The organism is Brevundimonas sp. Root608, from assembly GCF_001427825.1.
Classification (GTDB): Bacteria; Pseudomonadota; Alphaproteobacteria; order Caulobacterales; family Caulobacteraceae; genus Brevundimonas.
The window spans coordinates 614,248-627,200 of sequence record NZ_LMGT01000001.1 but is presented as its reverse complement, the minus strand read 5'-3'; the positions used below and the strand labels follow the sequence as shown (position 1 = coordinate 627,200).

At 68.2% G+C, this 12,953-nt stretch carries 10 protein-coding genes; 3 read left to right on the top strand and 7 right to left on the bottom strand.

The annotated features are described in order from the left end of the window. Position 1: 1 nt before the first annotated feature. The 4 genes from ASD59_RS02855 to ku form a co-directional block, all read right to left on the bottom strand. Positions 2-1,102: an HAAS signaling domain-containing protein gene (locus tag ASD59_RS02855; protein WP_055828001.1), complete on the bottom strand. Its 1,101-nt coding sequence runs from the start codon at positions 1,100-1,102 to the stop codon at positions 2-4. Between the two features lie 23 nt (positions 1,103-1,125). After that, complete coding sequence (locus ASD59_RS02850) at positions 1,126-1,455, bottom strand: PadR family transcriptional regulator (protein ID WP_055829658.1); 330 nt, start codon at positions 1,453-1,455, stop codon at positions 1,126-1,128. A 127-nt stretch (positions 1,456-1,582) separates the two neighbouring features. After that, complete coding sequence (locus tag ASD59_RS02845) at positions 1,583-2,281, bottom strand: SDR family NAD(P)-dependent oxidoreductase (RefSeq protein ID WP_055827998.1); 699 nt, start codon at positions 2,279-2,281, stop codon at positions 1,583-1,585. A 56-nt stretch (positions 2,282-2,337) separates the two neighbouring features. Then, complete coding sequence (gene ku, locus ASD59_RS02840) at positions 2,338-3,183, bottom strand: non-homologous end joining protein Ku (protein WP_055827995.1); 846 nt, start codon at positions 3,181-3,183, stop codon at positions 2,338-2,340. A gap of 274 nt (positions 3,184-3,457) precedes the next feature. On the opposite strand from ku, the gene ASD59_RS02835 reads away from it, so the two are divergent. Genes ASD59_RS02835 through upp form a run of 3 tightly spaced genes read left to right on the top strand, consistent with a single transcriptional unit; the run spans position 3,458 to position 6,589 of the window. Beyond that, positions 3,458-4,711 (top strand): GTP cyclohydrolase II, encoded by a 1,254-nt coding sequence (locus tag ASD59_RS02835; protein ID WP_055827992.1) that lies wholly within the window; start codon positions 3,458-3,460, stop codon positions 4,709-4,711. After that, the gene (locus ASD59_RS02830; protein ID WP_055827989.1) at positions 4,698-5,939 is read left to right on the top strand and encodes a URC4/urg3 family protein; all 1,242 of its coding nucleotides are present in this window, start codon (positions 4,698-4,700) and stop codon (positions 5,937-5,939) included. The genes ASD59_RS02835 and ASD59_RS02830 overlap by 14 nt, the downstream gene beginning before the upstream one ends. A gap of 20 nt (positions 5,940-5,959) precedes the next feature. Then, positions 5,960-6,589 (top strand): uracil phosphoribosyltransferase, encoded by a 630-nt coding sequence (upp, locus tag ASD59_RS02825; protein ID WP_055829656.1) that lies wholly within the window; start codon positions 5,960-5,962, stop codon positions 6,587-6,589. 1 nt (position 6,590) lies between these two features. On the opposite strand, the gene ASD59_RS02820 is transcribed toward upp, so the two are convergent. The 3 genes from ASD59_RS02820 to ASD59_RS02810 form a co-directional block, all read right to left on the bottom strand. Beyond that, a complete protein-coding gene (locus tag ASD59_RS02820; protein WP_055827987.1) occupies positions 6,591-8,360 on the bottom strand; it encodes an ATP-binding protein in 1,770 nt (589 codons plus the stop codon). Positions 8,361-8,445: 85 nt separating this feature from the next. Beyond that, on the bottom strand, positions 8,446-12,027 hold the full coding sequence (locus ASD59_RS02815; RefSeq protein ID WP_055827983.1) for a M1 family aminopeptidase: 3,582 nt from the start codon (positions 12,025-12,027) through the stop codon (positions 8,446-8,448). A 10-nt stretch (positions 12,028-12,037) separates the two neighbouring features. After that, positions 12,038-12,916 (bottom strand): ABC transporter ATP-binding protein, encoded by an 879-nt coding sequence (locus ASD59_RS02810; RefSeq protein ID WP_055827980.1) that lies wholly within the window; start codon positions 12,914-12,916, stop codon positions 12,038-12,040. Positions 12,917-12,953 lie beyond the last annotated feature (37 nt).

Here is a 12,953-nt window from a genome sequence, read left to right as displayed (position 1 = left end):
ATCACCCCCGCGCCAGCCGCCACAGATTGGCGAAGAGGCTGAAGATCAGGCTGATCGCCGAGAAGGCCAGGGCCCAGACCATCACCACCGAAAGGGTGTCCGCCACCCCGGCCAGATCGCGGGCGCCGTCGCCCAGCGTTCTCAGGCGCTCCGCGTCCAGCATGCCCCAGTCGCCGGCCACGCGCGCGGTCTCGCCGTCGTCGGCGGTCAGGGTGAACCAGTGTCCGGCCTGCAGGATCATCCACGTCAGCCACAGGCCGCCGGCCGCGATCCCCAGTCGCGCCGCGGCCCGCAGCCGCACCGCATGGGGACGGAACAGGCTGTTCAGGTCGACCGTCATCTGCATCAGGGCGTAGATCAGGATCGGCGCGAACAGGGTGGTCCAGACCGGCGCGGGCGTCACGGTCGCATCGGCGCCGAGCAGTTCGACATGCACCAGGCCCGGGAAGTGCAGCAGACCGACCCACCACAGGCAGAACATGCCCACGGCGATGAACGAGAAGGCGTATTCCGCGCCAGGCCAGGCCTTGGCGGGCCGGAGCCTCCACGTCTGTTTCGCCGTCTCGGTCCCCGCCACCGAAGCGCCCCAGGCGGCCGGATCCGACAGACCGAAGGCCCCCAGATCCTTGACCCGCCACTGCGTCATCCATTTCGGCCGGATATCGTAGTGTTCGAACACCGCGGCGGCGACCGTCGCCACGCCGATCAGGGTCAGGCCCGAGCCGAAGAAGCCGTGGAAGGCCTGCGCGATCGCCTGACCCGAATCCGCCGTCCCGCTGATCAGATGGATGAACAGGCCGATCGCCTGCACCGCCAGCAACACCAGCAGTCCCGCCTTCACTCCGAACAGCCAGTAGGGAAACAGTTCGGGCCCCACCAGATGGTCCGGCCCCTTGCGATATCGCGCCGCCACGACCAGCGGATGGCCGATCTCCCTCAGGATGGCCTCCTGCTCGTCCTCGGTCAGCGGCCGGCCCAGTTCCTCCTCCTTCGCCTCGAAGCGGCTCAGGATCAGATCGCGCAGCTCGGCGACGATGTCGGCCCGTTCGTCCTGCGGCAGTTGCGCGGCGACGGCGTTCAGATAGCGGTCGATCATGTCCATGGCTTTTCCCCTTCAGCCCGGTTTCAGAGAATCTTGTCGAGCGAGGCGTTGATGCCCCGCCATTCGTCGGTCAGGGCGGCCAGCATCGAGACGCCGCCCGGCGACAGGACGTAGAAGCGCTTCTTCCGCTTCTCCTCCTCGCGCCATTCGCTGTTCAGCAGGCCTTGGCTCTCGAGCCTTCGCAGCAGCGGATAGAGGGTCGATTCCTCCATCTCCAGCCCGTCGGCGGCCAGGGCCTGACGCAGGGTGTAGCCGTACCGCTCGGTCCTGAGGCAGGCGAGCACCGCCAGCACCAGCGACCCGCGCCGCAGCTCCAGCCGCATGGATTCATAAAGGTCCGGATCGAGGCTCATGCCGATTCCCTGCATCTCACATAGTGTGTCACGCACAGTGTATGCCGCATACTGTGTGAGCGAGTCAAGAGCTCCCGCTGTCCGTTATCCTCGGGCTTGACCCGAGGATGACGGCCGGACCCGCACCTCACTCGGGAATGCGCGCGCCGTCCCAGGCGAAGACGCCGCCGCTGTCGGCGGCCGTCAAACCGTCGATCACCGCCAGCAACCGCTCCGCGGAATAGTCCGCGGTGAACAGCGTCTCCGGCTTGACGCCGCGCTGGAACGGCTGGCTCAGCGCCGTGTCCACCGTCCCCGGATGCAGCCCCGCGACCACCGCCTGCGGATGGGTGCGCCCCAGCTCGACCGCCAGATTGCGCAGCACCATGTTCAGCGCCGCCTTTGACGCGCGATAGCTGTGCCACCCGCCCAGCCGGTTGTCCCCGATCGACCCGACCCGCGCCGACAGGGCCGCAAACACCGCCCGCCGGTCGCGCGGCAGCAGCGGAAGGAAATGTCTGGCGACCAGCGCCGGCCCCACCGTGTTGATGCGATAGTCGCGCATCATGTGGTCCGCCGTCAGGGCACGATAGCCGCGTTCGGGCTCGAATCCGTGGTGAAGCACGCCGGTGGCGACAAAGACCAGGGTCGGCGGCGCCCCCTCCGCGACCCGCCCGGCGGCCTCCGCGATCGACGCCTCGGCCTCCAGGTCGAGGCCGGTCTCCGATCGCGACAGGGCGTGCACGACGGCGAACCGCCCGGACGCCCGCAGCAACCCGGCGACGGCCGCGCCGATGCCGCCCGAGGCGCCGATGACCACCGCCGCCTGATCCTGTGTATCCGTCATGGCGCGATCAGCGACCCGCACCGCCGAATGGTCAAGCGGCGCAGGACGGCGAGGCGTTATGCCGCCTTCGTCTTCGCAGCGGGCTTCTTCGCCGCCGCCTTCTTCGCCGGGGCGGCCTTGCCTCCCGCCGAGCCCTTCAGGCTGGCCCGCAGCGCCGCCATCAGGTCCACCACATTGGTGTCGTCGGGCTCCGGCGCCTCGACCAGGCCCTTGCCGCCCTTCTGCTTGGCCTTGATCATCTCCTTCAGGGCGTCGTCGTAGCGGTCGGTGAATTTCGACGGATCGAACGCCGCCTCCTTCTGGCCGATGATCCGGGTGGCGATCTCGACCATGTCCTGATCGGCCTTCACCGCCGGGATGTCGTCGAAATACTCGCCGGCGTCGCGCACCTCGTCGTGGGGCCGCAGGCTGTAGGCGACCAGTCCCTTGCCTCGCACCTCCAGCGCGATCTGCCGTTCGCGACCGCGCAGCACCAGACAGCCGATGGCGATCTTGCCGGCGGCCTTCATGGCGTCGCGGATGACGGCGAAGGCCTCGGCCCCCACCCCCTTCTCGGGCACCACATAGAAGGGGTCGTCCCAGTACAGCCGGTCGATCTCGTCCTCGTCGACGAACTGGTTGATGTCGATGGTGCGGGTCGACTCCAGCTTGACCTTGTCGAAGTCGGCGTCGTCGAACAGGACGTATTCGTCCTTGGACACCTCGAACCCCTTGACCAGGTCCGAGCGCTCGACCGGCCCGGTCTCGGGATCGGTCGGCACCATGCGGATGCGGTTGTTGGTGTCGGGGTTGATCAGGTGGAAGCTGACGTGGCTGGCGCTCGACGTCGCTGTGTAGAGGGCGACCGGACAGGTCACCAGCGACAGCTTCAGATGTCCCTGCCAGGTGGGTCGGGCGGCCATGGTGCAGACTCCGTGTTGCGGCGGCAGAACGCAGGTGGGCGGGAGGGGTTCAGCGGGCTCGTCTCCTCACTGTCGGCGAAGCCGATGGGGAGGGGGACCGCGAAGCGGTGGAAGGGTAGAAGCAGGAACGCGGTTGGCGCCCCTCCACCCCTCCCCATTCGCTGCGCGAACAGGGAGGAGACAACCTCAAGCCCTCTGGACAGCGAGTCGCAACAGGTGTGTCCTGCAGAGTCCGGCCCAAGAAAAACAACAAGCCGGCATCGAGTGAGGAACCATGTCCAACCGACCGAGCCACATCCGGCTCAACTCCCACCCCGGCGCGGGGACCGTCAGCCGCTTTCCCCTGAACTGGGGCGCGGCGACCGCGAAGGAACGCGGGCCCGTCATCGGCACCGTCAACTCGGGCAGCGACCGCAACGCCATCGGCGCCCACGGCGGGGCCTATTCGGTCTACCGCGCGCTCGCCGTCTCTTCGGGCGCCATGAGCGCTGACAACCGGCCCGACCTGACCAATACCTCGCCGACCACGCCCATGGGCCCGTTCCCACAGTGGACCGACGCGTCGAAGATCGTCTCGCTCGACCCCTGGGGCGCCCGCGTCGCCGAGGATTTCGCCGACGAAATTCGCGACGGCGTCGACATCCGCCCCACCATCGCCGTCACCCGCGCCCGCCTGCAGCTTGGTGAGATCGGCGAGGCCCTCGCCGCCGGCCGGCTCAAGGCCGACGGCCAGATCGTGCATGAGAGCGGCGACGTCGCCGTCACCAAGGCCGCCATCGACCCCGTCTGGTACCTGCCCGGCATCGCCGAACGCTTCGGCGTCACCGAGACCGCCCTGCGCCGCACCCTGTTCGAACAGACCGGCGGCATGTACGCCGACCTCGTCACCCGGCCCGACATCAAGGTCTTCCTGCCCCCGATCGGCGGCATCACCCTCTACGTCTTCGGCGACCCAGCCGCGATCGCCGACCCGCACCGCCGCCTGACCTGCCGCGTCCATGACGAGTGCAACGGTTCGGACGTCTTCGGCTCGGACATCTGCACCTGCCGCCCCTATCTGACCCACGGGATCGAGGAGTGCATCCGCGAGGCCCAGGACGGCGGCGCCGGCCTGATCGCCTATAACCGCAAGGAGGGCCGCGCCCTCGGGGAAGTGACCAAATTCCTCGTCTACAACGCCCGCAAGCGCCAGCCGGGCGGCGACCAGGCCGCCACCTATTTCGAGCGCACCGAATGCGTCGCCGGGGTGCAGGACGCGCGCTTCCAGCAACTGATGCCCGACATCCTGCACTGGCTGGGGATCACCCGGATCGACCGCTTCGTCTCCATGTCCAACATGAAGCACGACGCCCTGACCGCCTCGGGCATCGAGATCGGCGAGCGGGTGCCGATCCCCGACTATCTGGTGCCGCCCGACGCCTCGGTGGAGATGGAGGCCAAGAAGGCGGCCGGCTATTTCACCCCCGACGCGCCGCCCTCGGCCGAGGACCTGACCCGCGTGGTGGGCCGCGACCTTGAGCAGTTCTGAAACCGCGCAGGCGCACAGCCTGCTCAGCGCCGCCGCCGTCCGCGAACGGGCGCACGAGATGCTGGAGATCGGGGTCGCCGGCGGCCTCGATCACTGGACCGTCGACCTCGACCGCCTGCCCGAGGTCGCCCGCTACGTCGCCGCCGTGATCCGCGACCAGTATCCGACCCTGGCCGTCCCCTTCCACGCCCGCTGGCGGCATTTCGCCGTGGACGGCGTCGATCTCTGGGGGCCGGCGGCCGAGGCCCGCGACTGGCTCGACCCGGCCTCGCGCGCCCGGGCCGAGTTCGACCTGGCCATTGTCTCGGTCCTGCTCGACGCGGGCTCCGGCCCGGACTGGTCGTACAAGGACAAGCAGACCGGCCGCGTCCTGACCCGGTCAGAGGGTCTGGCCATCGCCTCCCTGCGCATGTTCGAGGCCGGCGCCTTCTCCATCACCGAGGGCGATCCCTGGCGCGTCGACGCCGTGGCCCTGACCTTCCTCACCGCCGCCGATCTGGCGAAGGGTTTTCAGGTCACGGCCGACAATCCGCTGGTCGGCCTCGAGGGCCGCGCCGCGCTGCTGCGCCGCCTCGGTCAGGCCTGCCTCGCCGAGCCCGACCTGTTCGCGCTCGAGGACGAGCCCCGTCCCGGCGGCCTGTTCGACGCCATGGTCGACCGGGCCGACGATCAGGACCGCCTGCCCGCCCCCGTCATTCTCGAGGTCCTGCTGGAAGCCCTCGGCCCCGTCTGGCGCGACCGCCTGACGCTCGGCGGCGTCGACCTCGGCGACTGCTGGGCGCATCCGGCCCTGAAGCGCGGCGACGCCACCGACGCCCTCGTGCCGATCCACAAACTGTCGCAGTGGCTCAGCTATTCGCTGGTCGAGCCGCTGCAGACGGCGGGCGTCCAGGTCACCGACCTCAACGGCCTGACCGGACTGGCCGAATACCGCAACGGCGGCCTGTTCATGGACCTCGGCGTGCTGACGTTGAAGGACCCCGCCGACGCCGCGAAACCGTGGCCCGTGTCCGATCCGCTGGTGGTCGGCTGGCGCGCCATGACCGTGGCCTTGCTGGACAAGCTCGCGCCTCTGGTTCGCGCCGAGCTCGGCGTCGGCGTCCCGGCCATGCCGCTGGCCAGCGTGCTGGAGGGCGGCACCTGGGCCGCCGGCCGCCGCGCCGCCGCCGAACGCAGACCGGGCGGCGGACCGCCCCTGATCATCCTCTCCGACGGGACCGTATTCTGATGCCGGGCAAGACCTTCAAGATGGACGGCGTCACCGTCGTCGCCCACCCGCTGGTGGCCCACAAGCTCAGCATCATGCGTTCGAAGGACACCTCCACCGCCCGTTTCCGCCAGCTGCTGCGCGAGATCTCGACCCTGCTCTGCTACGAGGTCACCCGCGATCTGCCGCTGGAAGATTACCCCGTCGAGACCCCGGTCGGCCCGACCACCGGCCAGCGCATCGCCGGCAAGAAGATGGTCTTCGTCCCCATCCTGCGCGCCGGCCTCGGCCTGGTCGACGGCATGCTGGAGCTGGTCCCCTCGGCCCGGGTCGGTCACATCGGCCTGTACCGCGAGCCGGTGACGCTCGACGCCGTCGAATACTATTTCCGCGCGCCCGACGACGTGGCCGAGCGCCTGTGCGTGGTCATCGACCCGATGCTGGCCACCGGCAACACCGCCGTCGCCGCCCTTGAACGGCTCAAGGAGCGCGGCGTCACCAACCTGCGCTTCGTCTGCCTGGTCGCCTCTCCCGAAGGCCTGGAACGGCTGCGCGGCTGGCACCCGGACGTGCCGATCTGGACCGCCGCGGTCGATGAACGCCTGAACGAGCACGGCTACATCGTGCCCGGCCTCGGCGACGCCGGCGACCGGCTGTTCGGGACCCGCTAGATCAGCCGGCCAGCCGTTCGCGCGGCGCGGCCTCCGCGGTCTCCGTCGCACATGCGGTCGCTTCGGCGATGACGGTCAGCAGGACCGCCGGCGATATCGGCTTGGTCAGGTGCCGGTCCGCGCCGGCCGCCCGCCCCGCCGCCACATGCTCGGGCCCGGCGTTGGCGGTCAGCATGATGATCGGCGTCCGGCGCCCGCCCGCGGCGGCTTCGGCGGCGCGGATCGTCGCCACGGCCGTCAAGCCGTCCATCACGGGCATCTGCATGTCCATCAGGATCAGGTCAAAGGTATGCAGGGCATGGGCCTCCACCGCCTGGAGGCCATCCGTCACGGCGGTCACCGCCACCCCGCTCTGGGCCAGGATGATCTCCACGACCTTCAGATTGGTCGGGTGATCGTCGGCGACCAGCAGGTTGAGCTGATCCGTTTGCGCCGGTTCCGGGACCACCTCGGCAGGGGCCGCCGCGGCCGGCTCGGCCGCGCCGCTCCGGGGCAGTGGCAGATCGAACCAGAATCGGGATCCGAGGCCGGGCGTGCTGTCACAATCCAGCGATCCGCCCATCATCTCCACCAGACTGCGCGAAATCGCGAGACCCAGACCGCTGCCGCCGAACCGGCGCGTGATCGATCCGTCCGCCTGTTCGAAACGTTCGAACAGGCGCGCCTTCATCACCGGATCAAACCCGACCCCGGTGTCCGAAACGGTGAAACGCAGGGTCCCGCCCGGATTGACCCCCAGCCGGACGCGAACCTCGCCCCGGCTGGTGAATTTCACCGCATTGGCCAGCAGGTTGCTCAGCACCTGCCGGACTCGCACGGTGTCGCCCAGATAGTGACCCTCGGCGGCGGGGTCGATTTCGACATTCATGTCGACCTGATTTTCTTCGGCCCGCGTCCGGCACAAGGCCACGACGCTGCGGGTCAGATCGGCCGCGTCGAAGGGCGCGGCCTCGATGGCCATCTGGCCCGCTTCGACCTTGGCGAGGTCGAGCACGTCGGACAACAGCCGCTCCAGCATCTCCCCCGATGCGCAGATGACGCCGGCGGCCTCCTTTTCCCTGGGCGGCAGGTCGGCGCGGTACAGCACATGGGCCATGGCGAGGACCCCGTTCAGCGGGGTGCGGATCTCGTGGCTCATATTGGCCAGGAACTCGCTCTTGGCGACGCTGGCCGCTTCGGCCTCCTGCTGCTTCTGGACCAGGGCCAGGGTCGTCAGCTGCAGCCGGCGGTAGCCGCGCCAGGCGTTGACGCCGGAACTGACGGCGTAGGTCACCAGCAGCGCAAGCGCGGTGAAAAGACCGATCTTGGCCGTGGTCACGCCGCCGACGAACGGAAGGGTGACAAGGGCGATGACCGGAGGCAGGCCCGAGACCAGCATCTGGGCCAACGACCGGTGGCACCCTCTCACGACGTACAACAGCACGCCCGCGATCAGCCCGACCCCGGCCGCCTTGGCGTAGTCCCCGGGCGACATCCACCACAGCGCGCCGATGGTGACCCACGCGCACGTCGAGAGCAGGGTCGCGGCCAGTCTCAGCGTCCGGAAAAGCAGCGGCCGCCGCAACTGGTTCGCCGGATTCGTCGCGATCCACAGGGTCAGATCGCCGGTGACATACATGGCCGCCCAGATCAGCAGGGCGGACAGGGGAATGGCCGTCAGCCCCGACAGGAACACAGCCACCCCGATGGCGGCGCGGGCGCCAGCCTGACTCCGCGTCTCGACCGCCGTGCGGTCGAACGCTTCGTCAAAGCCCAGCAAATCCTGACGCATGGCCTACGCCCCCTCAGGCGCAGCAAACGCCACAAGCCATGAAGTCAACGTTAAGCTGCGGATCCCGGGCCAGACAAGCGGGGCGTCAACCCGCCTGTTCCACTGCCCGCAGATTGTCGTCCGAGTTGCGGTCGATCCACTTGTTGTAGGGATCGACGCCGCCGAAGCTGGGCGCCCGCGTCGTCACGAACCTCAGCGTCTGAACGCCCGACCGGATCGGCCGCCGCTCCAGGAGCACGACGTTGCGCGCGTTGAACGCGCCCTTGCCGGGCTCTGCGGTGAACAGGCCGATGTCGAAGGTCTCGTTCAGCGGAGCTTCGGTCTCGACCCCCTTGCCGTCGACATAGAGCTTGCGCGCATCGACGGTGACCGTGACGTCCCACCGGCCGTCGGCCCTTTTCGTCGAGGTCATCCCCGTCGTCTTGACGTCATACACGGTGATCTTCTCGAACAGATCGGTGATCAGGGCCTGCTTGTCCGCCGGCGCCTCGGCGCGGATGGCCGCCACCAGATCCAGCGACCGCGGATAGGGCGCGCCCTTGAAGGCGTACTGCGCCAGCACCCGGCGCAGGGCGCGGTTGACGGCGTCCTCGCCGATCTGGTCGCGCAGCAGATACATGACCAGCCCGCCCTTCTGGTAGTGGATATACTGCTGGTTCTCGACCCGCATCAGGGGCAGTTCCTCCAGCCGTTCGGTCCCGCGCGATCGGAGATAGCGGTCCAGCTCCTGTTTCAGGAAGCGACGGATCTGGTCCTTGCCGTACGTCTTCTCCATGACCATCAGGGCCGAGTACTGGGCCAGCGTCTCGGACAGGGACGTGGCGCCCTGCTGGTTCGAGCCGACGATCTGGTGCGCCCACCATTGGTGAGCGAATTCGTGCGCGGCGACATAGGTGACGTAGTCGATCTTCTCCGGATCGCGCAGGTCGGCGATGAAGCCGAGCCCTTCCGACCAGGCGAAGGTGTTGGGATAGGACTGGGCGAAACTGGCGTAGTCCGGGAATTCGACGATCCGCGCCTGGGTGAACTGGTACGGGCTGAAGTTGGCCTGGAAATAGTCCAGCGAGGCCGACAGGGCGTCCAGCATCCGCGGCACGTTGCGATCGTGGCCGGGGTCGTGGAAGACCACCAGCTCGACGCCATTGTGCATGCGCCGGGTCTGCTCGTAACGAGCGGACTGGATCGAGAAGAAGTTCAGCACCGGGGACTCGGTGACGAACCGGCTGGTGCGGCGGCCGTCGCGCACCACGTCCGACACCATCCGGCCGGGCGCGACCAGGGTCTGGTCGGCGTCGGTCGAGACGGTGATGTCGGCGGTGACCCAGTCGGCGCCGATGTAGTTGCGCGCCTGGGCCGCGGTGTCTTCCAGCTTCGCCGGACGCAGTTCAGCCGGCAGTCCCGCCTTGCGGCGTTTGGTGCGGTCGGTCAGCAGGCCCTGGCGGTCCATGCCGATCATCGGTGCGAACTCCATGTTGTTCACGAAGCTTCCGTTGTCGACCAGCCGGGTGGTGTTGCCACGGGCCTTGAAGCCCCGCTGTTCCAGCACCGTCTCGAAGGTTACGTTGCGCCGCTCGCCCGGCTGCATCGGCGTGGCGAAGCGGTAGATGCGGTACTCGAAATCCTCCCACTCGCGGGCCACCGAGGCGCCCTCGACGGTCAGACCGACCATGTCCAGATCGTCCTGCCAGCGCAGGTGAACCTCGGTCAGCGGCGCATCGGTGTTGTTCACCAGCACATAGGCGCCGCGCGTCGTCAGCTTCGGCTGATGCGGCCGCAGGTCCATGACCAGCCGCACGTCGGCGACCGAAGGCTGGGGCGTGGCCTCATAGCGCAGCAGCGCCTTCTCATAGGCCGCCTGTTCCTTCTCCTGCGCGCTCTGCGTGCGATACTCGTTCCAGACGTTGGTGTTGGTGTAGATGAAGACCCCCAGGCCGATGAAGACCGCCAGGGCCGCGCCGCCGATGACGCCCGCGGGCCCCATCAGTCGATGCGGCAGCCGCTTCAGGCGGGGCCATAGCCGCTGCTCGGTTCCCCGACGCCACAGGCCGTAGGCAAGGACCAGCAGGATGATGGCGAAGGCGGTCCAGTAGGCGTCGAGCCAGCCCGAGAAGACGACAAAATCGCCCTGGCCGTTCATGTCGGACAACGGCACGCCGATGCCCGCGCCATAGCGGTACAGGACGTGGTCAAAGCCCAGGTTCGACAGCACGATGGTCGAGATCAGATAGACCACCATGATGGCCCAGCCGATGAATTTGTTGGGCGACAGGGCTTGGATGAAAATGGCCAGCACGGCCAGAAGCCCGAAGCTGACGGCCTGCGGGAAGACGTACCAGAGCAGGTATTTCTCCAGCTCATAGTCGGTGTAGCCCTTGATCGTCTGGGTCACGACGCCGGCCAGCACCCCGGCGAGGGCGGTCGAGACCAGCACAAGGGCCAGGGCCAGGGTCTTGGGCACGAGGAAGGTCCAGTCCGGCGTCGCCGAGGCGTCGACGATCTCGTGCACCTTGCGGTCGCGGTCGCGCCAGACCAGTTCGCCGGCGTAGTAGATGGCGATGACGATGGAGATCAGGCCGAAGGCGCCGGTCAGGCCCGTGATCACCACCCGGGTCACCAGCAGGATCGGGGCTCCATAGATTTCCCCGGTGAAGAACAGCGTCGCCATGGCGAAGGCGAAGCCCAGCAGGATCAGCACGACATAGGCCGGGCTCTTGAAGATCAGGACCGTCTCGAAGACGGTGCGCGACCACAGCTGGGTGAGGGCGCTCGACAGACCATAGGTCGGGCGCGGCAGGGCGCCGACGGGCGTGACGGCGACGTCCTTCTCGACCAGCGCCTTGAGCCGCTCCTGCTTCCTCAATTTCGCGCCGCGCGGGGACGGCCGGTACAGCACGTAGGACGCGGCCAGCAGCAAGGCGCCGACGGCGGTCCAGATGACCCGGTTCCACAGCAGCACGCCTTCCAACGGCGCGTTCAGCGTGTTTCGCTCGGCTGCGGTCCAGTATTTGGTGACCAGGGCGTAGGCGCCGGAACCGAAGGGCTCGGCCCAGGCCATGGCGGTCTCGAACTCGGGCCGCTGGCCGAGCACGCCGGTCGAGGCCAGGTAGGCGATCAGCACGGCGACGACGCCGATATAGGTGGCCATCATCGACCGGGTGACGGTCGCCAGCATGAAGAACAGGGCCGAGGTCAGGAACAGACCCGTCAGGCCGAAGACGCCATAGGCATAGGCGTAGTCGCCGACGCGCAGCGGCCCGATGGTCTCCGGATCGACCCACGGCATGAAGGTGCCGATCAGTGTGCCCAGCGCGATGCTGAGATAGCAGAGCGCCACCGCGGCGAAGGCGCCGAAGAAGCGGCCGTAGAGGTAGGCCCCCTTGGTGATCCGCGTCGACAGGATCATCGGCCCGAACCCGGTCTGGGTGTCGCGGGCCACGACGTTGGCGACGATCGCGGTCGTGGCCAGCATGAAGAACACGTTGAAGACGATGTGGGCCCCGGCCAGGGCGTAGGGCGCGTTCTTGAGGACGTTGCCCCCCGAGCCCAGCGAGACGTTGTCGCTGGCCACGGCGCCGAAGGCCAGCAGGCCGAAGACGATGGCGATGACCCAGAAGGCCGGCTGGCGCAGCTGGTAGCGGAATTCGAAACTGGCGATCTTGGCGAACATGATCCGTCCCTCAGGCCGCGCGGCGCGAGGCGTTGACGGTCGCCAGATAGACATCTTCCAGACCGCCCGGCGCCCGCTCGAACCCGTCGCCGGGGTTGGCGTCGGACAGGACGTGAATCACGGTCCGGCCCGCGAACAGGCGGGTCGAGATGACATTGTAGCGCGTCTGGTGGTCGGCCAGCTCGGCCTTGTCGATGGTCTTGCGCCACACCCGGCCTTCGAGCGCATGGGTCAGTTCGAGAGGCGAGCCCTCCAGCTGGATCTTGCCGCCGGCCAGCACCGCCATGCGGGGGCACAGGTCGGTGACGTCCTCGACGATATGGGTCGACAGGATGACGACGACATTCTCGCCCACCTCGGCCAGCAGGTTCAGGAAGCGGTTGCGTTCTTCCGGATCGAGGCCCGCTGTCGGCTCGTCGACGATGATCAGTTCGGGGTTGCCGATCAGCGCCTGGGCGATGCCGAAGCGCTGGCGCATGCCGCCCGAGAAGCCGGCCAGCGCCTTGCCGCGCACCGGCCACAGATTGACCTGGTTCAGCAGGGCCTCGACCGTCTGCTTGCGGTCCCTGCCGTTGGAGACGCCCTTCAGCACCGCCATGTGGTCCAGCATGTCGTAGGCCGAGACGCGCGGATAGACGCCGAAGTCCTGGGGCAGGTAGCCCAGCACGCGGCGCAGCTGCTCGGGGTCCTTGATCACGTCGATGTCGCCGAAGCGGATCGAGCCCGAGGTCGGCGTCTGCAGGGTGGCGATCGAGCGCATCAGGGTCGACTTGCCCGCGCCGTTCGGACCCAGCAGGCCGAACATGCCCTTCGGGATCGTCAGACTGACGTTGTCCAGGGCTCGCACGCCGTTGCCATAGACATGGGTCAGGTTTTCGATCGTCAGCATGGAAGCCCCCTCGTGAAGTAAAGGAACCTTGTCATCG